The sequence below is a fragment of the Micromonospora sp. NPDC050276 genome, assembly GCF_044459545.1.
Taxonomy (GTDB): domain Bacteria; phylum Actinomycetota; class Actinomycetes; order Mycobacteriales; family Micromonosporaceae; genus Micromonospora.
The window spans coordinates 424,223-446,196 of record NZ_JBITJA010000001.1; the positions used below are offsets into that span (position 1 = coordinate 424,223).

Consider the following 21,974-nt stretch of genomic DNA (forward strand, 5'->3'; position numbering starts at 1 on the left):
TGGGGAAATCCTGGGGAGAGTCATCCACCTATCTGCATGCATAGACTGCACTGTGCACGGTGAAGCGTTGCCGAGGCATAGGTGGGCGTCTCAGGAGAGGCCCTCGCTCGATCGAGGAACGTAGCTGACTGGTGCCCGGTCTGCCGGTTGCGTCGAGTAATAAGTGCATGGTGTCGGGGTGCTGTGATGCTCAAGGACGGGAGCGCCGCAGTCGAGCGTGGCGTGCGCAACGAGATGGGCTGCAGGCCGAACGACGTTGTCTGTCGGTCACCTGCGGCGGTGCGGGTCTGCGCCTGTGCGGCCAGGGCGACACAATGCGTGCATGACGTATCACGATGAGCGATTGCCTGATCATCTGCTGGTCAGGATCGAGCAGCGGGACGACCCGGTGTCGGAGCTCTCCGAGGACGACGCCCGGGAGCGATCAATCGCTTATCCGACGCTGATGTGGGGAATGCCGGTCTTCGGCTTCGTGGAGCAGGTCGACGGTCGGTGGCGGATCCTCCGGCTCGCCGCCGACGAGCCCCAGCATGCCCGCGACGGCCTTGCGTCGCACTTCCGGAAGCTGCACAGCGAACTGCCGGAGACCGACGAGCACGCGACCGAGAGAGCGGGATACGAGACGGCGTACGAGCTGCTCGACTGGGAACCGCTCGACGAGCTCACCGTCAACGGCCGCCGCTACCGGATCATCCGCGCCCAGCCGTTCATCCGGATGGGCCCGGACGGGCCGGAGCCGCCTCGGCCCACCGACCCGGACCCCTATCCGCCGGGCCAGGCGGAGCGGGACAGCTCACCGATGGCCGGGTTCGTTATCGACCCGACCGTGGGTACCGGGCTCACCGACGGACTAGTCCGGATGGAGATGATTTCGGGCTACCTGCAGACCGACGCCGTCGGCGAGGATGTACGCGCCGACTCCCGCCTCGCGGTGACCAGCCATCCCAACGTGGTTCTCCTTCCGGTCGAGTACACCATCGGGGCATATGTCGCCGGCAGCTGGCGACCCCGAACGGCGGCTACCTATCCGACGCCGCAGGCGGCACGGGACGCGGGCTCCTTCTCCATGGGGCCCTTCGCCCCGGACGAGAACGCCCCGTTCGAGGAGGTCATGGCGGCGTACGAGCGCGCCCGGGCCGCGCACCGGCCGCCGTGCACCGACGACTTCGAGGTGCAGGGCGTGTCGTGCCGGGTGACCCGGGTCGAAACCTTCGTCCGAGTCGGACCGGACGGGCCGGAAGGGCCGCGCCCCTCGGACCGCGATTCGTATCCACCGCCCGCCCGGCAGGTCCACGATCTCCGCGAGCAGGGGCTGATGCCCGACCCGGACTGATCCGACCGGTGGGGATCGGCGCACCGCGCAGTGCACGCGCTGGGACGGGCAGCCGTCCCCGCCTTACGTCATCGCGGATCTACTCATCACACGTTCATGTCACGTACGCGTGCACCTGAGGGCCTTCGCGACCCCCGACGCTGCCGCTTCTTGACGATCTGGGGTTCGAAGGTGCCCGCCTGATCCTGCGGCACGGCAATCTGCACCGGCCCGGTGCCGTCGGTCAGCACCGTCTTCGAGTGGGTGCCGTTGCGGATATCGCCCATCCCGGCACCCGACAGGTCGTGCCTCTCACAGCCGAGGTGCTCAGTCATCTCCTCGTTCAACGCGGTCTCCAGGACCGTCTTGGTCAACTGCCTGAGCAGCCCATCCGGACCGGTCAACGACAGCCCCTGCTCCTTCGCGGCCCGGACCAGCTCAATGGCGGCCTTCGCCTCCGCCCGCTTCTTACGTTCAGCCGGATCGTTCTGCGTCGCGGTCATCACGGCACCGTCCTCACCAGGCACAACGTCTGGCGGGTCAGGCCGGAAACACCGTTATATCCACACTCCCTCCCCACCCACTCTGGACAGAACACCTAGCTTGGTGATCGACCAAGGGCTGTCACCATGATCAGGTTGCGTCCAGGGAAGTGGTGTACGACTTGCCCGTGATGGGGCGTGTTGCGTAGATGAGAGACGGCCACCGCGCGATCCTTCGAGACGGCTAAGTCCGAGTGAAGGAGAAGTGATGCGCGATGGCCGCATCTGAGAGTGTGAACCCTGTTGAGCTGCTGTGCGAGCAGATCGCGGGCGCTTCGCCTGATGTGTTGCAGGCGATGATCAGAACGATCGCGCAGGCGGTGATGTCCGCCGAAGCTGATGCGATCTGCGGCGCCTCATATGGGCAGCGCAGCGACGAGCGGGTCAACTCCCGCAACGGATACCGGGCCCGGGAGTGGGACACCAGGGCCGGCACCATCGACCTGGCGATCCCGAAATTGCGACAGGGCAGCTACTTCCCGGACTGGCTGCTGACGCACCGGCGGCGGGCCGAGCAGGCATTGGTGTCGGTGGTGGCCACCTCTTACCTGCTCGGGGTATCGACGCGGCGGGTGGAGAAGCTGGCCGAGCAGCTCGGCATTCGGCAGCTGTCGAAGTCGCAGGTCTCGGAGATGGCCAAGCACCTGGACGCGCAGGTGCAGGCGTTCCGCAACCGGCCCTTGGACTCGGCGCACTACACGTTCGTGTGGATGGACGCGTTGACGATGAAGGTCCGCGAAGCCGGCCGCACCGTCAACGTCCATGCGCTGATCGCTGTCGGGGTCAACGCCGACGGCCAGCGTGAGGTGTTGGGCCTCGACGTCGCCTCGGACGAGGACGGCGCTGGCTGGTCGGCGTTTCTGCGGTCGTTGACCGCTCGCGGCCTGTCCGGTGTCCGCTTGGTCATCTCCGACGCCCACGCCGGCTTGGTGCATGCCATCGGCGCGGCCTTGCCCGGGGCGTCGTGGCAGCGGTGCAGGACCCACTACCTGCGCAACCTGCTCACGAAGATGCCCAATTCGGCGCAGCCGTGGATCGCGACTCTGGTCCGGACGATCTTCGACCAGCCCGACGCCGACGCCGTCCGGGCCCAGTTCCAGCGGGTCGTGACCACGATCGAGGCGAAGTTCCCGGCCGCAGCCGAGCGCCTTGATGCCGCCCGTGACGAATTGCTGGCGTTCACCGGCTTTCCGCGCGAGATCTGGCGTCAGATCTGGTCGAACAACCCGCAGGAGCGGCTGAACAAGGAGATCCGCCGCCGCACCGCCGTCGTCGTCGGGATCTTCCCCAACCGACCCGCGATCATCCGCCTCGTCGGCGCGGTCCTGGCCGAGCAGACCGACGAATGGACCGAAGGCCGCCGCTACATGGGCCTGGAACTCCTCGCCAAAGCCCGACTCACCCCGTCCAGCCAGACCAACATGACACCGACCAGGACCAGCCCACCCCGATCGCCGCATAACATCAAACCGGATCCCGCGATGGCCGTCTCCCACACCACCAGCGCGGACGTGACCCATGATCAGCCGGGGGCAACGACCAGCCGCCACAGGTTAAAGATCAAGCTAGGGTCTGTTCGTGATCTAGGAACCCCCAGTGGTCACCCGGACAGCCTGACGTTCCTAGCCCCTAAATCATACTAATTGGGATCTCTCTGGCGTGGTCGTCGATGTCTCTCTACTGGTTAACTTGAATGCTGGCTGTTCACGAGCCGCTGCGCCCGGTTCTCGGACCGGGCGAGGATCGCAACCCGGGTGTCACCACCGTCACCGGTAACGGCCTGCCGAGCTGCGCCCGGTTCTCGGACCGGGCGAGGATCGCAACGACCTCTACGACGTCGTGGGTGGCCTTGACGATCCGCTGCGCCCGGTCCCCGGACCGGGCGAGGATCGCAACTTCCCCGGTCGGGTGTCGTACAGCGTCACCTGCCACGGCTGCGCCCGGTTCTCGGACCGGGCGAGGATCGCAACCACAACAACCTCTGCGGCACCGGGGCGACGAAGCTCATGCTGTGCCCGGTCCCCGGACCGGGCGAGGGTCGCGACTGGCACCACCAGGTGATGATCGAGGCGACCCACTTGAGCTGCGCCCGGGTCTCAGACCGAGCGATGATCGTAGCGGTCTCCTAGCCGTGGACCTCAGCACCGCGATCATCGCTGCTCGGTCCCCGAGCAGCGATGATCGCACCCTTCGGACTCCGGGCTTCTCATTCCGGTTGCGTTACTGATGTGATTGGGGCTCGCTGGTTCGGGATGCACGTCAGGGCGGTACCGGGTGACGAGAGCCGTACGCAGAATGAGCGGGACCAGCGGAATCAGGCAAGATCCCTCCCAACGGGTTGAGTCACCTGTCTCCGGCAAGTGTCTCGACAGCGGTTGAGACTGAAATGACCTTGGTGCGGCGACGGCACGACTGCTGTTCGTCAGGCAGGCTTGAGCCGCACACTCTTGTAGGTTCCCATCGGTTCTGACGGCGGCAACGTCTGCTGACCTGGCCCTTGTCAGGGTCTCATCAGCGGTGTGGCGGCCCGGCTTCTCACCCAAGATGGCGGATTCCTCGATGGAGTTCGCTGCGGGCTCGTTGCCGCGAAACGGACCGGTGGCCGCTGATCTGCCGGGTCGCCTCCCGGGTCCGCGAATAGGTTGCCCTCGTGTCTGGCGGGCATCGAGAGGCTCCAGCTCAGCCGATGCGGCCGACGCCGCCGAACAGGTAGACCTCCGGCTCGTCGGACTCCGGGCGCCAGCGCGAGCACGTAACGACGCCGGGCTCCAGCAGATCCAACCCGTCGAAGAAGCGTTCGAGCTCTATCTTCGTCCTGGCGCGGATTGGCGTGCCGCCGCGCTCGGTGGTTTCCCGCATCACGCGCAGCATCGGCTCGCCATGGATCTCCGCGGTGGAGTGGGTGAGCACCAGGTGGCTACCGGTGGGCATAGCCTGCACCAGCTGCGCGACGGAGCCGTACGCCACGTCGTCGTCCATGAGGTGGTTGACGACGCCGAGGAGCATGAGCCCGATCGGCTGCGAGAAGTCGAGCGTCTGCTGCGCGGACGCGAGTATCGTGTCCGGCTGGCGCAGGTCGGCTTCCACGTAGTCGCACCTGCCGCCCGGCGCGCTGGTCAGGAGCGCACGCGCATGTGCCATGACGAGCGGGTCGTTGTCGATGTAGACCACCCGGCAGCGCGGGTCGAGGGACTGCGCGACCTCGTGGGTGTTGTCCGCCGAGGGGAGGCCGGTGCCGACGTCGAGGAACTGACGGATGCCGGCATCCTCGACGAGGAACCGGACCACGCGCTTGAGGAACGCGCGCTCGGACTTTGCCCCGATGGGGATATCCGGGATGTGTGCGATCACCTCATCGCCGGCGGCCCGGTCGACCGCGAAGTTGTCCTTGCCGCCGAGCCAGTAGTTCCAGATCCGCGCCGAGTGCGGAACCGTAGTGTCCAGTTTGGAGCCTGACGGGAACTCCCGGTCCTCGGTCATGAGGGCATTCTTCCGCACCGAAGGCTCGGTGACGCAAGTGGGGCGGCGTGTAGTTGCTGCGGCCACGGATCCCTGTGAACCCGCCAACTCCCGGGACCGGGTGGACCTCCGCCGCGCCATCGGCGTCTCATCGACATGTCGAAACCGACAAGTGCGCCGACAGGCCGATGAGAAACCGAAAGATCTAATGAGGAGTACCTACATCTATGATCAACTCAAACGGACACCGCGAGCGGCCATGAACGCGAAGGGTTCGGTGGCGTTGGCGCTACCTGGCGGGTTGCTGGTGTGGGTTTCGAAGTGCAGGTGAGGCCCGCTGGTGCCGACGACGCCGAGCTGCTGGCCAGTGCTGACGGCTTGGCCCACAGTGACGTACGGGCGGTGGAGCATGTGGCAATAGCGGGTCGCGGTGCCGTCGGCGTGGCGGATCTGGACGTACCATCCGCAGCCTGGCGTGTTGAGTGAGCCGTCGATGTCGCAGTTGGCGCTGTCGCACTTGGCGGTGATGACGACTCCGGCGCTGGCGGCGTAGATCGGTGTTCCCTTGGGTGCGGCCACGTCGACGCCGTCGTGGGTGGGGCGTTCGGGGGTACGGAAGCCGCTGGTGAAGGTGCCGTTGACGGGTTTGATCCATCCCGAGGTCGAGGGGGACCCCGGGGCGGTGCAGGTGAGGGCGCCGTCGGTGATCGCGTTGACGATCGCCGTGGCGAGGGGCTCGTGTTTGGCGTAGGCGTCGGGAAAGGCGCTGACCTGGACCCGTTGGGCGACGACCGCGAGGGGCATGGTTTCCCAGCCGTCGATGGTGCGCATCTTGGAGAAGAATTTGGTGGCGGAGATGGTGGGGGTCATGAGCTCATCCGCGACGGACTGGACGCAATCGCCGCCTTGCCCGGCATAGCGCTAGGCACCGTCTACCGGCAAACCACCGCCCGCGGCCGGGACTTCGAAAGTGACAAGGCGAACCTCTACCGAGGCATGGTCGCGATGCTCGACCGGAACTTGGGCGCGCACGGGTGCTTCGGCATGATCGTGATGGACGGCGATGGCTCCAACGCCATCTACGCCCGAGGACACCGGGCGCTCGACGGCCAGGGTCGGCGGCTGATCGAAGACCCTTTCTTCCGGCACGCCAACAGCAGCCAGTGGGTCCAAATCGCCGATTTCGCCGCCTGGACCGCCTACCGATCACTTCGCCCAACAGGTCGGCGCAACAAGATATCCTCCTGGTACGGCCGCCTTCTCGGACACCTTGACGTCAACGGCGGCCCCCTGGCGCTACGACCGCAAGGTCACCTGTCCATGTGAACCCACGTCCTGTCAAGCAGCTCAGAGGGCATGTCCTACAGGGGACGTGTCCTCTTCTCGTAGACAGGCTGGTTTGGCGGAGCGCGGACGGCCTCCTCCGGGACCCGGTATGACGCGTGCCCCGGCCTGGGGTGGCGCCGGGGCCGCGCTGACCCCCGACGCGCACCGCCCCGATGCCCCGCGGTCGGGCAAGGGCCCCGAGCCGCACCGTCACCCGCACCAGCGCCCAACCGGAACTGTTGGTGTGCCGGTGACCGGGGCGGATCGGATTTGTGCCCTTGCCCGTCAAGGGCCGGGGCGGTAGACGCGGGGGAAGGGCAGCGGCGGCACCGGGACACCGATGGCCGACCTCGACAACAAGCGTTTACCTGGGCAGCTACGGAGTGTGCCTGTGGATATCGTGCGTGTCGTCCACAGCCCGAGGTGTCGCTCTTCCCACGCTCCCCGGCCATGGCCGCACCCTGCTTCCCATGCGAACGCCAACCGCAGCACCCTCAGTCCTTCGCAACCAGGGAACCTCGCCCCAACCCGACGGTGCGTCCGCCGGCCCGTCGCGACCGGTTGGAATGGGATCGTGGTGACCACGCTGGCGCAGGTCGGCGCGCATCTACGCGCCGCCGTCACAACCATCCGTGCCGGCTCGGCGCTGGCAATGAAGGCATCGGCGCAGTTGTCCGAGGCCACCGTCCGGCTGCGGGAACACCTGCGCGGCGCCGACGGCTCTTCGGCGACACTGCTCACGGCCGCGCTGCTTCGGGCCGTTGAGAAAGCGACGGTCGCCGCAGAAGCAGCGGGCACCAGCGCCGACGCGGTCGAGGCATACATGACCACGATCGGCATACCCATCTCCGATGGCGATCTGCCGGCAGCGGTGCCGAACCCCGCGGTTCCTACCGTCGCCGTACCTGGCCGCAGTCGCGGCAAGCCTGCGGACGATGCTTCCACGCGGCACGAAGACCGTCGGCATGCTGATGAGCCCGGACGGCCGTACGCGCAGCAAGCCGATCTGGAGCGGCGAAGACGGCCCAGGCCAAGGGGCGCCAGGATTGCGTCGCGACTCCCCGCTGCGCTGGCACCAGATGGCGGCAGCAGCCCAGCACGTGGAAGGCCACGTCGCCGCCATCCTCCGGAGACCGAACGCCCCCAACCATGCGGTACTCGTGGTTTCCGCTCCACCGTGCGGCGGACCCAAGGGCTGCCACAGACGACTGGCCGAGATGCTCCCCGAAGGCACAACGCTGCGGGTGTACGTTGCCGGTGACGACGGCACCACTACCTGGTGGGCGGACTATCAGGGCAACGGAAGAGGAGTCGCATGAATAACGGCTACTCGGTCTACTGGGGCGCCGACAACACGGCCCAGGTATCCGCACCCGCCGACCTGGATGCCGTCCTGGACCAGGTCGCTGCGCAAGGCCGACACATCGTCGACGTCGTACCGGACGACAACGACGACCTCGGCCTCCAAATCGGCGTCGGACACCCTGACCGTGCGGTACTCCTCGTCTTCGGTGTGGGCGGCGGATACGCCTACGACGCCCGCCTAGCGCCCTGGCCAGAGCCCATCGACTACGACCAAGGCGGACAGGTCACCACGTACGTACCGGCACAGACGAAACTCACACCAGCCAAAGCACGGCATGCCGCCCACCACTATCTCCTTACCGGCACGCCACCGGCCGACCTGCAACTCGACGCAGGTGACGACAGGTCGGCAGCACGGCCAGTACTGGACTGAGTGCGCGCCGTCCGTCAGCGGCTACAGCGGCATTACAGACCTTCGGGCCGATGACCCGCGAGGTCGTCAAAGAACGGTTCGCCGCACAGTGGGGGCAGGGTTGACGCCAGCGGGTCGTTCATCGATGTCGATGATGGGCCGCCCGCCGCCGCGAGCAACCTCCTCCGGGGCCCGGTCCTACCCATCACGGTCGAGCTGCTGAATCTTCGACGCTCTGCCTCCGGAGGTTCAGCCACTGTTTCGCTAGATGTTCATGAGAGCGCGTTCATTGGTCCATGAACGCGCTCTCATTCGAGGGTGACCTCGGGGATGGAGCTCTACTCGCGTTCGCCTCGATGACCTCAAAAGCCCTGGCGGCGCACCGCAAGGGGCAGAACGGAAAAATGATGCGCAGAATCTTGCTGCCAGCCGTGGCTGTGCTTGCTGCTGCGGCCCTCACCGTCAGTGGGTGTGCCACGCCGGCCGCCACCGGCCAGGCTGGCGACTCGGAGACCCTCGTTGTCTACAGCAACTCTGTCTCGGACGGGCGGGGTGACTGGCTCAAGCAGGAGGCAAAGCAGGCGGGGTTCACGCTGCAGTTCTTCGATCTGGGCGGTGGCGACATCAAGAACCGTCTGGTCGCGGAGAAGGCCAGCCCCATCGCGGATGTCACCTTCGGCCTGAACAATGTCTATTTCCAGAAGCTCAAGGAGGCTCAGGTTCTCGACAGCTACACCCCGGCCTGGTCGGGTGCCGTCGATGCCTCGCTCGGCGATCCAGTGGACAAGCAGTTCTGGCCAATTGTGCGCGAACCGGTCATGCTCGTATACAACAAGGCCGCCTACCCGAGTGCTGACCAGGCGCCCAGCGACTGGCCCGACCTGTGGACCAAGGACCAGTTCAAGAAGAAGTACGAGGTGTCGAACGCGCTCGGCGGCGCCACCGCCCAGATGGTGCTCGCGGGAATCCTGAGCCGCTATCGCGACGACAGCGGAGACCTCGGCGTCAGCCAGGCCGGATGGGATGCGGTCAAGGCCTACTACGCCAACGGTGTGCCGTCGGTCACCGGTACCGACCTGTACGCACAGATGGCCGCCGGCAAAATCAATTCTGGACAAATGTGGCTGGCGGGCAAGGCGACCCGAGAGCAGCAGTACAAGGTCCAGACCGAAGCCGCACACCCACAGGTCGGTGTCCCGATGGTCGTCCAGCAGGTCGCCCTCGTGAAGGGCACGAAGAAGGCGGACACGGCGAAGCGGTTCATCGACTGGTTCGGTAGCGCGGATGTGCAGGCCGCCTGGTCGCAGAAGTTCTTCACCGCTCCCACGAACAAGGACGCGCTGTCGAAGGCGCAGCCCGAGGCCGTCGCGGTGACCGAATCCTTCGCCAAGCAGGACATCGACTGGTCCTTCGTGACGAAGAACCTCGACAGCTGGATCGAGAAGGTCGAGCTCGAGTATCTCGCCGGGTGAACCGATCGTGCGGGCGGACGCATGCCCAAGTGGCTCTTGCTGCCCGCCCGCACCCCTGCCCTGCTGCTGCCCAAGCCAAGGACGCGAAATGATCACACTCGCCGACGTCACCGTGCGTTTCGGCGCCATCGAGGCGCTGCCCAGCTTCTCGCTCCAAGTGGAGGAGGGGGAGTTTTTCACCCTCCTCGGCCCCTCCGGCTGCGGAAAGACCACAGCACTACGGTCCATTGCCGGGTTCGTCAGCCTCAGCGCCGGCACCGTCCGCATCGCGGGCAGAGACGTCTCCCAACTGCCGAGCGGCAAGCGCGAGGTGGGGATGGTGTTCCAAAACTACGCCCTGTTCCCCAGCATGAGCGTGCGCGAGAACATTGCGTTCGGGCTGCAGGTGCAGAGGCGCCCGAAGTCGGAGATCGACCGTCGGGTTGACGAGATCGCGGCGCAGGTCGACCTCTCCTCGGAGCAACTCGCCAAGGGCGTAGCCGAACTTTCGGGTGGTCAGCAGCAGCGCGTCGCCATCGCCCGCGCGCTGGTACTGCGGCCCAAGATCCTGCTGTTGGACGAACCGCTGTCCAATCTCGACGCGAAGCTCCGCCAGCAGTTACGTCTCCAGCTCAAGGAGCTTCAAGGCCAGTTCGGCATCACCACCGTCTATGTCACCCACGACCAGGAAGAAGCCCTGTCGATGAGCGACCGCATCGCGGTCCTCAACCGAGGACGTGTCGAGCAGGTCGGTCGTCCCGAGGAAATTTACGACCACGCGGCGACCGAGTTCGTCTGCACCTTCATCGGCGAGGCGAACAAACTCAGCCCTCGCCTCGTCGGCACGTTGGTGGAGCACGGCGGCGCCGAACTCGATCCGGCCAAGCCGTCCTACATCCGATTCGAACGGGTCCATCTCGCGGAAGATGCCCAGCCGACCGCTGGCGTGCTCATCCCCGGCACGGTCACCGCCCGCACCTACCACGGCCCGCACAGCAGGTATCGCGTCCGCACCGAGCACGACACCCTACAGATAGTGCTGACGGAGGGGACCGGGCTGCGCCCTCAGGTAGGGCAAGAGGTGAAGGTGGCCATCGAGCCGACCTCCGTACTCCAGTATTCAGGACACCCGAAATGAGCCCCCAGATGCGAGCGATGTTCCGCTCACCACTGATGATCATCGCGGGTGTGGGGCTGTTGTGGTTCATCGTCGCGTTCCTGATCTACCCCAATCTCGTCACACTTCAGCAGATCTTCTTCCCCGACGGCACGTTCAGCGTGCGTGCGTTCGAGAAGCTCTGGGCCTCACAGCGTGCCATCGACTCACTGCGCAACAGTTTCGTGTTGGCCTTTGTCCTGTCGGTCACCGTTAACGTCGTAGGCGTCTTCGTCGTCCTGGTCACCCGCTACTTCGCCATCCGCGGCGCACGCCTGCTGTGGCTCGGCTATGCCACGACCCTGGTCTACGGCGGTGTGATCGCCGTGGTGGGCTACCGCTTCGTCTACGGCGAGAAGGGGTTCGCCACCCGCCTACTCCTGTTGATCTTCCCCGGCGCGGATCCGACGTGGTTCTCCGGGATGCTCGCCGTCGTGGTCGTCATGACCCTGACCGGCACCGGCTACCATCTGCTGTTCCTCTCCTCCGCCATCTCCCGGGTCGACCAGCAGACGATCGAGGCGGCGCGGCAACTGGGCGCCTCGACCTGGCAGGTCCTGCGGCAGATTGTGCTTCCCGTACTCAAGCCCACGCTGTTCGCCATCACGATCCTGACGTTCCTCGGCGGTCTCGCCGCGTTCGCCGCCCCCAAGGTGCTCGGTGGACGGGAATTCGAAACGATCACGCCGATGATCCTGACCTTTTCCGGAATCCCCACGTCACGTGACCTCGCGGCCACGCTCGCCCTGATCCTCGGCGCCGCAACACTGCTGCTGCTCGCCATCCTCAACCGCCTACAGGCAGGCGGAACCTACTTCTCGGTCGCCAAGGTCCCGTCCGCCCTACGACGGCAGCCCATCGAGAATCCGGTGGCGAACGTCCTTGTCCATGTGCTCAGCTATGCCCTCTTCCTCGTCTATCTGCTCCCGCCGGCACTCATCGTGATCTTCTCGTTCACCAACGCGGCGACAATCTCGTCCGGTCGCCTGACGCTGAGCAGTTTCACGCTCGCCAACTACCAGCAGGTACTGACCAAGGCGTCGGCGGCATGGCCATTCTTGGTCAGCCTGGGCTACTCGGCGGTGACCGCCGTCATCGTCATCGCCATGATGCTGTTCGTGGCGCGGCTGCTGCAGAAAATCGTGAACCCGGTAACGATCACGATCGAGTATCTACTGCACATCCCCTGGATGCTCCCGGCAACGCTTACGGCACTCGGCCTCATCATCACCTACTCGGTACCCCGCCCCTTGGTCGGCGGCATCGTCCTCAGCGGCACGCTAAGCCTGCTGGCGATCGCCTACATCTCGGCCAAGATCCCGCTGACCCTACGCATCCTGAAGGCCGCGTTCGCCAGCATCCCCGACTCGATCGAGGAGGCGGCGACCATTCTCGGAGCAGGGACGTTCCGCACCTACCGACGGGTTCTGCTGCCCCTGGTCCTGCCCGCGGCAACGGCGGTCACCGCACTGAACTTCACCAGCCTGCTCGACGACTACGACACGGCCGTGTTCCTCGCCCACCCTCTGTATCAACCCCTGGGAATCTTCATCCAGAACGCAGCGACCAGCGAGGGAAGCAGCGACGCCACAGCGCTGACATTCGTCTACGCCGTGCTAATCATGGCCATCTCCACCCTGACCATGTGGTTTGTGTACGGACGCAGCAACGGTAGACCGAGGCAGCGAAGCAAACGGAGTACGCGACCACCGAAACCGGCGGTACCGGCCCTCCTCTCGCACGCCGACACCACTCCGATCGACTAACGGCAGGAACCCATGTTCGGACAGATGCAATACCAGAAGATCAATGCCCTCTTGAATGCCCGGCTCGCCGAGCGGACGCCACTAATCGCCGTCCATCGCGGCACGGGCCTGGGCAACGTACCGGAGAACACCCTTCAGGCGGTCAAGGCCGCGTTGCGGCAAGGTGCCGACATGGTGGAAATCGACATCATCAAGTCGACCGACGGAGACTTCTTCCTCTTCCACGACGGCTGCGAACGCCAGGCGTTCGACCGCGACATCGACATCCGTGAGCTGTCAACCGAGGAAATCCGTACGCTGCGGTACCGATGGATCCGTCATGAGGCCACGGTGACCGGACTCGACACACTACTCGAACGTCTCGGTAGTGGCGTACTGCTCAACGTCGATCGCTCGTGGTGGTACTGGGACGACCTACTCCCCTTCGCCGACCGCTTCAACATGACTGGTCAGCTCGTCTTCAAGAGCCCGGTCGAAGAGGAATGGCTCGAACGGCTGCGCAGGCATCCGGTCAAGTACCCCTACATCCCGATGGTCCGGTCCCGCCGCGATATCGAGGCCGTCCTCGGCGACCCGGACATCAACCTTGTAGGAGTGGAACTCATCGCCGCACACAAGGACGATGAACTCGCCCGCCCCGACGTCGTCACCGAGATGCACGCGTCCGGACTGGCCTGCCTACTCAACGCGATTAACTTGCCCGACGGCGTCCCACTCTTCGCCGGTCACGACGACCGCACCTCCGTCTTCGACGACCCCGCCGACGGATGGGGTTGGCTCATGAAGCAGGGCGCCGACATCATCCAGACCGACTGGCCAGACCTGCTACTCCAGTACCGCGACCAGGTGCGCGGGGTAGCACTGCCGCCGCAGGGCTTCCGGCACAACCCGGCGGTCGACCTGCCGTCGGTAGGGTGACGTGGTGCAAACACCCCGCAGCGCCGCGCGCGCCGCAAAACTACCGAACCCGGATGACAGCACCCCGTCGCCGGATCGGACAGGCTCCGCCATGTCGGCACTCAGTGTCACCATGGCGGCGGTCGCTGCGGCAGCCGGCGTCTCGCGGGCCACTGTCTCGCGGGTGTTCCACGGCACAACGCCTGTTGCCCAGTCCACCCGGGACGCCGTCTACGCCGCCGCGGAAAAGCTCGGTTATGTTCCGAACGTCATGGCCAGGGTCTTGGCCGCCCGTAGCTCGGACATCCTTGGACTGCTGCTGCGAGGGCCCACGAACCCCGCGTACGGCCTCCTCTTCGGAGAACTGCAGGAAAATGTGAGCCGGCTCGGCATGCAGATGGTAGCTGTGGCCCCGTCTCGGGCCGAGGGAGCGAACTTCGAGCGCCAGGCGTTGAACCGGCTCCTCGGCCTGCGAGTCGGCGGCATGTTCGTCGCGACCGGCGTCATCCACGCCGAGATGCTGGAGCCGTTTCTCGACAAGGTGCCCGTCGTCATCATCGGACGTCCCGAATCCCACCCCCGGATATACAGCGTCTCGTATGACGAGGACAGCAACGCGACCCAGCTCGCCGATGCCGTCGCGGCGCACGGGCATCAGGGAGTGGCGGTCGTAACCTCCAGCGGCGGCAACTCCGCGACCGAACACCGACGCGCGATCACGATGGCAGCCCGGCTGCGCGCCCACGGCGTACGGGCGCATCCGGTGGCCGCCCCCACCTTCGGTCTGATCGACGAAGGCGCACAGGAGATCATTGCTCTGCACCGCGCCGGACACATCACCGCCGCCATGTTCCCGTCGGACCTGCGCGCGCTCGCCTTCATGCCATACCTGCGGGCAGCCAGCCTCAGGACACCGGAGGACCTGTCCCTTACCGGATGCGACGGAATCCTCCCGGGCATCGACCTGATCGGCTTCGCCACGGTACGGATCCCCGTCGAGCAGGCCGCACAACGCGCCGCCGAGGTCATGAAGACCCTGCTCGACGGCCAAACAGAGATCAAACATGAGCTACTACCTGGCACCTTCCTACCCGGACGCACACTGGGACCGGCACCGCGATGAATGACGACAACCTTGGTCCCGCCGAGATCGACGCCGTCGTCTTCGATCTCGGCGGCGTACTGGCCCACCCGACCAACCCTGCCCAGCGGGTCGCGCACGCGCTCGGCGCCGACGTCGACCACGGCGCGTTCACCGACGCTTACTGGGCACACCGCGACGCCTACGACCTCGGATGGTCCGATGCCGAATACTGGACGGCAGTGTCCACCAAGGCGGGTGTCCGGCTGCCGCCCGGCGCTCCCGACGCCCTCGCCAGCGCGGACGCGGACGAGTGGACCGACCTCGCCCCAGACTCCGTGCTACTCATCGAGGATCTGCACCGCCAGGGTGCGCGTCTGGCGCTACTGTCCAACGCGCCGCTTGCACTGGCCGAGAAGGCCCAGCGGTCCACGTGGTCGAAACTGTTCGAAAAGATGATCTTCTCTGCGAGGCAAGGACTAGCGAAGCCCGATCCTGCCGCTTACGCGCGAGCGACAACCCTGCTCGACCTCCCACCAGCACGAATCGCCTTCTTCGATGACCGACTGGAAAACGTCAAGGAAGCCCGGCGCCACGGATGGAACGGACATCTCTGGACCACAGCTAGCGAGGCACGTTCGGTGCTGACCAGGCTGCACGTCCTCGACAAGCGGACTCCTGCCCAGTCTTGAACCAAATGGTTGGGCGCCGTAGTAGTAGCCCCTACTTATGGATTGACCGTGCTCGGCTGGTGTAGCTCGTCGACGACGGCCCTCAGACGGGCCGCAGATGCCGGACGGCAGGGCTGTTCGCGGGATCGAGGACTTGTCAAGCCCCGGGTTTGATGGAGAGTTGGTTAGCTGGTTTTCAGGAGTGCAGTGACCGACTGGGTCATCGCGTCTAACGCCTCGTACTCGGCTGGTGGAACGTGGCCGAGCTCGCGGTGCAGCCGCCGGTTGTTGTACCAGTCGATGTACTCGACGGTGGCCATCTCCAGGTCGTTGACGCCGCGCCACGGTCCTCGGTTGCGGACGAGTTCGGCCTTGTGCAGGGAGTTGAACGCCTCGGCCATGGCGTTGTCGTACGAGTCGTCCTTGGAGCCGACCGAGGCGACGGCGCCGGCCTCGGCGAGCCGTTGGCTGTAGCGGATCGCTCGATATTGCACGCCCCTATCCGAATGATGGATCAATCCGCCCAGGTCAGCGCCCTGGTTCTCGCGGCGCCACATCGCCATCTTCAGCGCGTCGAGCGCCAAGTCCGTGTAGAGCGACGTGGACACCTGCCAGCCGACGATCATGCGGGAGCGCACGTCGAGGACGAACGCGGCGTACACCCAGCCCACGCTGGTGCGCACGTAGGTGAGGTCGGCGACCCACAGCTGGTTCGGCCGTACTGCGGTGAAGTTACGTCTGACCAGGTCACCGGGGCGTCCCGTCTCCGCGGCGGGCCGGGTCGTGCGCGGGACTTGTCCCGCAGCAGCCCGCGTAGGCCGGACTCGCGCATCAGCCGCTCGACAGTGCACCGGCCACGGAAACACCGCGTCGGTGCAGCTCGTGCCAGATTTTGCGGGCGCCCTGGGGTGCGCCGGCGTCCGTACCGTCCCAGCTCCCCCGCTGATCCTTAGGTTCTTCTCCACTCGCCCAAAGGGCTGGTCCGTATTGTCGGAATCTGTGACTCTGGGCAAATACTGGTTCGGCCAGGTGTCAGGGAGCGTTGTCGCAGGTCAGGCTGCTTTGGTCCGAAGATCACCCAGATCTACGAGGGCACAAATCAAGTGCAGCGGATCGTCATGGCAAGACAGCTGCTCAACGGCATTGTTTAGGCTGTTTTCCCAGCTCAGCCGTGGCGGCTGCTGAGTTGATCTTTCGGTTGGCTTCGACTGATCATGGCTCGTTTCGGATGTCATGCTGGCCTGCGAGCTGATGCATCTCGATTCATCGATCGGAATCGGCTTTTGTGGACCCACCTGCCCGACCATCTGATTGGTTATCGCTCGCGGGCAATTGGCAGCCAAGGGCTACTCGGAATCGATATATCTTTGCGTTGTGTGACGGCCTGTCTCGATGGGTGGGGTTGGAGGTCGCAAGCAGGCATAAGCTGAGGCGCTCTCTCGTCGGCAGATCAGAATCCTGCGGACTTAGCGACCCGTTACGGAGCCTGCCGCTTTCAATCGGGGGCACGCCGGGGCGGCTGTAGCGCGCCCGGAAGGAGCCGGTCGATCGCCTCGGTGAGCTGGTTATGGATGTCGGTGCTCCACCCGAAGAAGGACGTCACGTACGACAACGCGTTGTAGTACGCAAGCACCGCAGCAATCGTCTGTCGCTCGACGAAATCGGTCTCCACGTGAAGTATGGCGACCAGTTCGTCGGGATGATCCGGTGACGGCACCCACGCTCGGAGTTCACGAGTCGGGTACAGCGTCGGGTGAGTCACGTTCGACAGGAGGTCGTAGATGCCCTCTGACATCTTGCTGGTGACCGTCGAACCTGCGTTCTTCTCCAGCAATCCGTACATCGAGGTCACTGCCTCGCCCGGCTTCGCCAAGGTCTGCCCGCCCAGCATCCACCGGCTCAGGCCATCGGGAGTTGTGCCCGGGAACCGCCGGACGATTTCCGCCTTGAGATCCTTGTAGGTCTTGTCCAGCTTCTTGTGCAGGCTGGTCGACTTCCCGCCGAGCCGGCCGGCTGCCTTCTTGGCCTCCTCAGCGCTGAGGAGCTCCTCAAGGTACCCACGGGCCAGTAGATCCTCTGGCTCGTCGTCCGGTTGCCGAGCATCCAAATGACACGAGCGCTGCACTCGATGACTCCACGAACTACCATCCCCGGCGTGAACAGCACTTCGCCAGCGCGGTAGAGGGCAGACAGCGCACCAAGATGACCAGCCGCAGTAAGCAGGTGCGTCTGAACGACCCCCGCAACCAGTCGATGCCCGGCCTCCACACGTGGTGCTGCCAGAAGCGGATCTGGACTGGGCAGTGCCGCCGCCAGCACCCCCGACGCCGACCCCAGCATGGGCCGCCAGTGAAATCGATCGGCGGTCTTATGGAATGTCTGCCGGCAGAGGTGGCACAGCTCGGCGAGCTCCAGCAGCCGAGCCTGGGCGGCGACGCCCGCAGCGACCGTTCCATCATCCGGTGTCCGGATGTCGTGGTCATCGGTCATGGAGCCCAGTGTCCCGTGCTGTGCCCATGCCCGGCCACGGCGTTTCCGGTGCCGAGTCGCAGGTGAGGGCCGAAGGCGAAGATTGCCCGAAGGCGCGCGACGACGAACCACCCGCTTGCCCATCGGTAGTTCAGGATGCCGGCCACCACCGCACGCCGAATACCGAGCGTGATGGCTTGTCGCGGACCAGCGCCCACAGTCGGCGTGTTGAGTCGGCGTCGCCTTCGCCGTCGCCGTCGGTGCCGCCGATGAGAGTGTGGGGATTTTTGATCGGCTGGACGATCCGGCCGTGGTGTACGCGCTCGCTGCCCGTGCCACGGTCGGGAGTTGGTGTGGCGGAGCTGCTGGTACGACCTGACCGGGGGTTTGCCTCGGCCGCGCCAGGTGGGACGTCGGTGACGGTGCCGAGGCGGTGCGCGGGGCGTCGGTCGGCTTCATCAACCGGGATCGCCGAGGTCCACGTATCGGTGCTCCGTTCTGTTGGGCCAGCGCGAATCGATCATGCTCGGCGTCGTCCAGAGGTGCTGCTCTGTCGTGATCTTCGATTTATTTGGGTGGGCATAGGTGGGCGAACGGACCGCCAGAGGGCGGCAGTGGGCGGCATCAGACTCCACGGGAGATGGCTTCTCAGCTGCATAAACGCGTCAGCGACACTCCGGCGAGATTACGGAACGTCGGGCTCATAACCCAGAGGTCGCAGGTTCAAATCCTGTCCCCGCTGCGAGAGAAACACCAGGTCAGAGCCCGTCCCCGATTTTCTGGGGGCGGGCTCTTGATCTCTATTCCGGGCACAGTCCGGGCACACGAAAGACCACCAGGCAACACGGGATAGCAGACTGTCGATCTTTGCTGCTGGCGGGGCTGCGGACCACCCCCACGAGCGTGGGGAGCACGACGTGGGCGGGGTGCCGCCCGCCGCCCACACCGGACCACCCCCACTCGGTGATCGCTGTCGCAACGAAACCCCCACGGGTCAGGACCGTAGCGAGTCCCTGCGGACTGCCCGGCGGGTCCGACTCGACCCTGCGACTACCCGCCGGCTTCGGTCTTGAGTAGCCCGGCGCGGCGTACGGCTGGCAGGTCGCTCGAAGCAAGCACCGGTCAGCAGGTCCTGGCCACCACGCATCTCGCGAACGTGACAAGTTCCGTACCGATCGTCCGCGGGATGGCGAGGGTGGCGAGACATTGCTCGGCGGCATCGAGCCGGCGACGGATCTCCCCGTCTGCCCAGGTCCGGCCGCCGGCCTCCCGCACCAGTTCCGCCACGTCCGCGAACTGATCCTCCGCCACCGGCCCGGGGGCGGTGTAGATCTCACTAAGCCGGCGGGCCGCCACCGTACCCGAGTTGAGGGCCGCGACCACCGGCAGCGACTTTTTTTCTTCCGGATGTCGGAATAGAGTTCCCGGCCGAGGTCGTCTGCGGTCCCCCACAGGTTTCGCATGTCGTCGGTGAGCTGGTAGGCGATGCCCACATGCTCGCCGAACCGGGCAAGGCCGTCCACGAGGATGGTGTCGGCGCCCACAATCTCGGCACCGATCGAAGCGGCGCAGGCAATGAGCGACGACGTCTTGTCAGACGCCATCGTGATGCAGTCGGCCAGCGAAACAACGGCCGAATCGGCGTACGACAAGTCGGCGTCCTGCCCCATGATCATCCGCCGTGTGGCCCCGAGCAGCCGGTGCAGGGCCGCCTCCGCACCGGGCGCCCGACTCTCCGCGATCACCCGCATCGCTTCCAACAGCAAAGCGTCACCGGCAAGGATCGCTGTCGGCATACCGAAGGTGACCCAGGCAGTCGGGCGCCGCCGTCGCTCGACATCACCATCCATGACGTCGTCGTGCAGGAGCGAGAAGTTGTGCACGAGTTCGAGTGCCGCTGCGGCCGGTACGGCGTCCGCCGGGTGCCGCCCGGCCGCGGACGCGGACAACAGCGTCAACCGTGCGCGGAGGAACTTGCCACCGATATCGCCGGCCGGAGCGCCGGACCGGTCGATCCAGCCATGGTGGTACGCCGACGCGTGCCTTGTCCCGGGCGCTAGTTCTCCGACAATCTTTTTCAAAGTGTCGACGACGGACTCGACTCGCGGGGTGTCCAGCATGTCGCACCTTCCTGTCCGGTGGACAAACGGTGAGCGGTCCTATGGCCGGGTCTCGCCGCAGGTTGCGCGACCCTGGCCGACGGAGGAGGCGGGTTCACCGGACGACGTGTCACTTCAGGTCGTTGCGGCCGAAGGTACGAATACCGAAGCACAGGGCTCCGACACTCATCACCACAACAGACACGACCCCGGACCACGTGGCCTCGACACTGAAGTCGCCGCGGAAGAACGCGCGGGTCGCCGTCATGACGTGGGCAACCGGATTCAGGAGGCTGAGCCGGTAGAGCCAGGCCGGCGCGAGTTCGGCCGTGATCGGCAGGAGTGTCCCGGAGAGCAGGATCAGGGGAAGCAGCATCGCGTTCAACGCCGCGGGCAGCGCCTGCTCACTCGGTATCCGCAGGGTGAGCCCGTAGGAGAAGGAGGAGAGCGCCACCGACAGCAGTGCCACCATCCCGAAGCTGGCCAGCATGCCCGGTACGGTCGTGTCGAGTCCGAAAAACAGTTGGCAGATCAGGACTAGCACGCTGGACTGGACCAACACGCTCAGGGTGACGCAGAGGACCTTGCCGAGCAACAGCGAGGAGGGTCGCATAGGCGTCACGCGGAACCGTTCGAACGTGCCCGACCGGTACTCCGCCAGGAACGCCACTCCCACCGTCGACGCTCCGATGAGGACCATCTGCAGCATGAGGGCGGGCGTGAAAATCGTCCACGCGGTGCCTGGCGGGAAGCCCGGTGTGTGCACGACGAACTGCTTCAGGATGGGCCCGAAAAAAAACATGAAGAGAATGGGCTGCCCCAGCTGCATGATTACCCACACCGGCTCGCGTAACCGGTGTGACATCTCCCGACGCAGGATCGACAGGACGTCACGCATTGACTCTCCCTCTTCCGTCTCCCGTCGATGCGGGCGCCGGGACCGCGGCATGGTCGTCCTGGCCCTGGCCGATATGCCGTCCGGTCAACGTCAGGAAGACATCGTCGAGAGTCGGACGCTGCACCTGAAGGGACCGGATCGACACCTGCCCACGGTGTAGGACGTCAATAATCTGCGGCAGAACGTCGTCGCCGCACGGTACCCGCAAGCTCAGCGTGGCTCCTTCGATCCGAACCTCGGCCACCCCGGGAAGCTGCCCGATGAGTTCCGCGGCGGTGGAGACGCCGTCGTCGGCGACCTGGACGCGGACGCTGTCACCCGAAACCTGTGCCTTGAGCGCCTCCGGCGTCCCGTCCGCCACGATCCGCCCGCCGTCGACGATGATGATCCGGTCGGCCAAGGCGTCAGCCTCTTCCAGATAGTGCGTGGTGAGGAAAAGCGTCGTGCCCTGCTCGCGGTGCAGCCGGCGCAGGTACTGCCAGAGGCTCGCCCGGCTCTGCGGATCCAGTCCGGTTGTCGGCTCGTCGAGGAATACGAGCTCGGGCGAGTGGATGAGCCCCAACGCCACGTCCAGCCTGCGGCGTTCCCCACCGGACAGGGTCCGGGTGATACGCCCCGCCAGTCGGGTGAGATCCATCTGCGCCATCAGGTCCGCAGCCCGGCTGGCCGCGTCAGCCTTGTTCAACCCGTACAACCGGCCCTGCAGTCCGAGTTCCTCCCCCACCGTGCTCTGCGGCGAGGAGCCGGAGTTCTGCGCGATGTATCCGATGCGGCGCCGGACGCCGACCGGGTCGCGGATCAGATCGTGGCCCGCCACGACCGCTTCACCACCGGTGGGCCGCAACAGCGTGGTCAGCATGCGCAGGGTCGTGGTCTTGCCGGCACCGTTCGGGCCAAGAAAACCGATCAGCTCACCGGCCTCGATGTCCATATCCAGACCCTTGACCGCCTCGACGGTCGCGCCGGAACGCCATGACGCCCGGTAATGGCGGGTCAACTTCCGGGTTCGAATCACATCACACCTCGAACCGGAGTACGGAATAAGCCGGCATTCCGTTCTCTGTAGTGGCCCCGGCGCCGTTGGAAACTATGGCCGTCGGGACACGCATCGGAACAGCGACGCCGGGTGT

General features: G+C 65.7%; 17 protein-coding genes, 3 pseudogenes and 1 CRISPR repeat array. Of the genes and pseudogenes, 11 read left to right on the forward strand and 9 right to left on the reverse strand.

Annotated elements, in window-relative coordinates:
* The first annotated feature begins 322 nt into the window (after positions 1-322).
* The gene (locus tag ACIBF8_RS01990; protein WP_396780447.1) at positions 323-1,333 is read left to right on the forward strand and encodes a DUF5954 family protein; all 1,011 of its coding nucleotides are present in this window, start codon (positions 323-325) and stop codon (positions 1,331-1,333) included.
* Positions 1,334-1,467: 134 nt separating this feature from the next.
* On the opposite strand, the pseudogene ACIBF8_RS01995 reads toward ACIBF8_RS01990, so the two are convergent.
* Positions 1,468-1,815, reverse strand: a pseudogene (locus ACIBF8_RS01995) (transposase); the annotation flags it as partial.
* A gap of 254 nt (positions 1,816-2,069) precedes the next feature.
* Here ACIBF8_RS01995 and ACIBF8_RS02000 point away from each other — a divergent pair.
* Positions 2,070-3,272: pseudogene (locus tag ACIBF8_RS02000) on the forward strand (IS256 family transposase); the annotation flags it as partial.
* Positions 3,273-3,567: 295 nt separating this feature from the next.
* Positions 3,568-3,973: a CRISPR direct-repeat array (repeat unit 37 nt; unit sequence GCTGCGCCCGGTTCTCGGACCGGGCGAGGATCGCAAC).
* Positions 3,974-4,533: 560 nt separating this feature from the next.
* On the opposite strand, the gene ACIBF8_RS02005 reads toward ACIBF8_RS02000, so the two are convergent.
* Both ACIBF8_RS02005 and ACIBF8_RS02010 read right to left on the reverse strand, forming a co-directional pair.
* On the reverse strand, positions 4,534-5,334 hold the full coding sequence (locus ACIBF8_RS02005; protein ID WP_396780448.1) for an SAM-dependent methyltransferase: 801 nt from the start codon (positions 5,332-5,334) through the stop codon (positions 4,534-4,536).
* A 210-nt stretch (positions 5,335-5,544) separates the two neighbouring features.
* Positions 5,545-6,183: a M23 family metallopeptidase gene (locus ACIBF8_RS02010; RefSeq protein ID WP_396780449.1), complete on the reverse strand. Its 639-nt coding sequence runs from the start codon at positions 6,181-6,183 to the stop codon at positions 5,545-5,547.
* Between the two features lie 126 nt (positions 6,184-6,309).
* Between ACIBF8_RS02010 and ACIBF8_RS02015 the strand changes: the two genes are divergently transcribed.
* The 9 genes from ACIBF8_RS02015 (at position 6,310) to ACIBF8_RS02055 (ending at position 15,399) form a co-directional block, all read left to right on the forward strand.
* Positions 6,310-6,639: a DUF3800 domain-containing protein gene (locus ACIBF8_RS02015; RefSeq protein ID WP_396780450.1), complete on the forward strand. Its 330-nt coding sequence runs from the start codon at positions 6,310-6,312 to the stop codon at positions 6,637-6,639.
* 851 nt (positions 6,640-7,490) lie between these two features.
* Positions 7,491-7,958, forward strand: a complete 468-nt coding sequence (locus ACIBF8_RS02020; protein WP_396780451.1) for a DddA-like double-stranded DNA deaminase toxin — start codon at positions 7,491-7,493, stop codon at positions 7,956-7,958.
* Entirely contained in the window at positions 7,955-8,377 is a 423-nt protein-coding gene (locus tag ACIBF8_RS02025) for an Imm1 family immunity protein (RefSeq protein WP_396780452.1), read from the forward strand. The genes ACIBF8_RS02020 and ACIBF8_RS02025 overlap by 4 nt, the downstream gene beginning before the upstream one ends.
* A 275-nt stretch (positions 8,378-8,652) precedes the next feature.
* On the forward strand, positions 8,653-9,828 hold the full coding sequence (locus tag ACIBF8_RS02030; protein WP_396780453.1) for an extracellular solute-binding protein: 1,176 nt from the start codon (positions 8,653-8,655) through the stop codon (positions 9,826-9,828).
* Positions 9,829-9,916: 88 nt separating this feature from the next.
* On the forward strand, positions 9,917-10,945 hold the full coding sequence (locus tag ACIBF8_RS02035) for an ABC transporter ATP-binding protein (RefSeq protein WP_396780454.1): 1,029 nt from the start codon (positions 9,917-9,919) through the stop codon (positions 10,943-10,945).
* An 8-nt stretch (positions 10,946-10,953) separates the two neighbouring features.
* Positions 10,954-12,729: an ABC transporter permease gene (locus tag ACIBF8_RS02040; RefSeq protein ID WP_396780455.1), complete on the forward strand. Its 1,776-nt coding sequence runs from the start codon at positions 10,954-10,956 to the stop codon at positions 12,727-12,729.
* A 24-nt stretch (positions 12,730-12,753) separates the two neighbouring features.
* Positions 12,754-13,647 (forward strand): glycerophosphodiester phosphodiesterase family protein, encoded by an 894-nt coding sequence (locus ACIBF8_RS02045; protein WP_396780456.1) that lies wholly within the window; start codon positions 12,754-12,756, stop codon positions 13,645-13,647.
* A gap of 4 nt (positions 13,648-13,651) precedes the next feature.
* Positions 13,652-14,749: a LacI family DNA-binding transcriptional regulator gene (locus ACIBF8_RS02050; protein ID WP_396780457.1), complete on the forward strand. Its 1,098-nt coding sequence runs from the start codon at positions 13,652-13,654 to the stop codon at positions 14,747-14,749.
* Positions 14,746-15,399 (forward strand): HAD family hydrolase, encoded by a 654-nt coding sequence (locus tag ACIBF8_RS02055; protein WP_396780458.1) that lies wholly within the window; start codon positions 14,746-14,748, stop codon positions 15,397-15,399. The genes ACIBF8_RS02050 and ACIBF8_RS02055 overlap by 4 nt, the downstream gene beginning before the upstream one ends.
* Positions 15,400-15,563: 164 nt before the next feature.
* On the opposite strand, the gene ACIBF8_RS02060 is transcribed toward ACIBF8_RS02055, so the two are convergent.
* The 6 genes and pseudogenes from ACIBF8_RS02060 to ACIBF8_RS02085 all read right to left on the reverse strand — a co-directional run bounded on the left by ACIBF8_RS02060 (position 15,564) and on the right by ACIBF8_RS02085 (position 21,859).
* Positions 15,564-16,343, reverse strand: a complete 780-nt coding sequence (locus ACIBF8_RS02060) for an IS3 family transposase (protein WP_396780459.1) — start codon at positions 16,341-16,343, stop codon at positions 15,564-15,566.
* A gap of 530 nt (positions 16,344-16,873) precedes the next feature.
* The gene (locus ACIBF8_RS02065; protein ID WP_396780460.1) at positions 16,874-17,503 is read right to left on the reverse strand and encodes a hypothetical protein; all 630 of its coding nucleotides are present in this window, start codon (positions 17,501-17,503) and stop codon (positions 16,874-16,876) included.
* A 1,466-nt stretch (positions 17,504-18,969) separates the two neighbouring features.
* Positions 18,970-19,230: a hypothetical protein gene (locus tag ACIBF8_RS02070; protein WP_396780713.1), complete on the reverse strand. Its 261-nt coding sequence runs from the start codon at positions 19,228-19,230 to the stop codon at positions 18,970-18,972.
* A 71-nt stretch (positions 19,231-19,301) separates the two neighbouring features.
* Positions 19,302-19,967: pseudogene (locus ACIBF8_RS02075) on the reverse strand (polyprenyl synthetase family protein); the annotation flags it as partial.
* Positions 19,968-20,076: 109 nt separating this feature from the next.
* Positions 20,077-20,844: an ABC transporter permease gene (locus tag ACIBF8_RS02080; protein ID WP_396780461.1), complete on the reverse strand. Its 768-nt coding sequence runs from the start codon at positions 20,842-20,844 to the stop codon at positions 20,077-20,079.
* The gene (locus ACIBF8_RS02085; protein WP_396780462.1) at positions 20,837-21,859 is read right to left on the reverse strand and encodes an ATP-binding cassette domain-containing protein; all 1,023 of its coding nucleotides are present in this window, start codon (positions 21,857-21,859) and stop codon (positions 20,837-20,839) included. Before ACIBF8_RS02085 ends, ACIBF8_RS02080 begins: the two co-directional genes overlap by 8 nt.
* Between the last annotated feature and the right edge of the window lie 115 nt (positions 21,860-21,974).

Bases quoted from the DNA above. Each gene is read 5' to 3' on its own strand.
- ACIBF8_RS02005 (WP_396780448.1), bottom strand. From the start codon at position 5,334: ATGACCGAGGACCGGGAGTTCCCGTCAGGCTCCAAACTGGACACTACG.
- ACIBF8_RS01990 (WP_396780447.1), top strand. From the start codon at position 323: ATGACGTATCACGATGAGCGATTGCCTGATCATCTGCTGGTCAGGATC.
- ACIBF8_RS02020 (WP_396780451.1), top strand. From the start codon at position 7,491: ATGGCGATCTGCCGGCAGCGGTGCCGAACCCCGCGGTTCCTACCGTCG.
- ACIBF8_RS02025 (WP_396780452.1), top strand. From the start codon at position 7,955: ATGAATAACGGCTACTCGGTCTACTGGGGCGCCGACAACACGGCCCAG.
- ACIBF8_RS02080 (WP_396780461.1), bottom strand. From the start codon at position 20,844: ATGCGTGACGTCCTGTCGATCCTGCGTCGGGAGATGTCACACCGGTTA.
- ACIBF8_RS02035 (WP_396780454.1), top strand. From the start codon at position 9,917: ATGATCACACTCGCCGACGTCACCGTGCGTTTCGGCGCCATCGAGGCG.
- ACIBF8_RS02015 (WP_396780450.1), top strand. From the start codon at position 6,310: ATGGTCGCGATGCTCGACCGGAACTTGGGCGCGCACGGGTGCTTCGGC.
- ACIBF8_RS02040 (WP_396780455.1), top strand. From the start codon at position 10,954: ATGCGAGCGATGTTCCGCTCACCACTGATGATCATCGCGGGTGTGGGG.
- ACIBF8_RS02010 (WP_396780449.1), bottom strand. From the start codon at position 6,183: ATGACCCCCACCATCTCCGCCACCAAATTCTTCTCCAAGATGCGCACC.
- ACIBF8_RS02030 (WP_396780453.1), top strand. From the start codon at position 8,653: ATGAACGCGCTCTCATTCGAGGGTGACCTCGGGGATGGAGCTCTACTC.
- ACIBF8_RS02055 (WP_396780458.1), top strand. From the start codon at position 14,746: ATGAATGACGACAACCTTGGTCCCGCCGAGATCGACGCCGTCGTCTTC.
- ACIBF8_RS02045 (WP_396780456.1), top strand. From the start codon at position 12,754: ATGCAATACCAGAAGATCAATGCCCTCTTGAATGCCCGGCTCGCCGAG.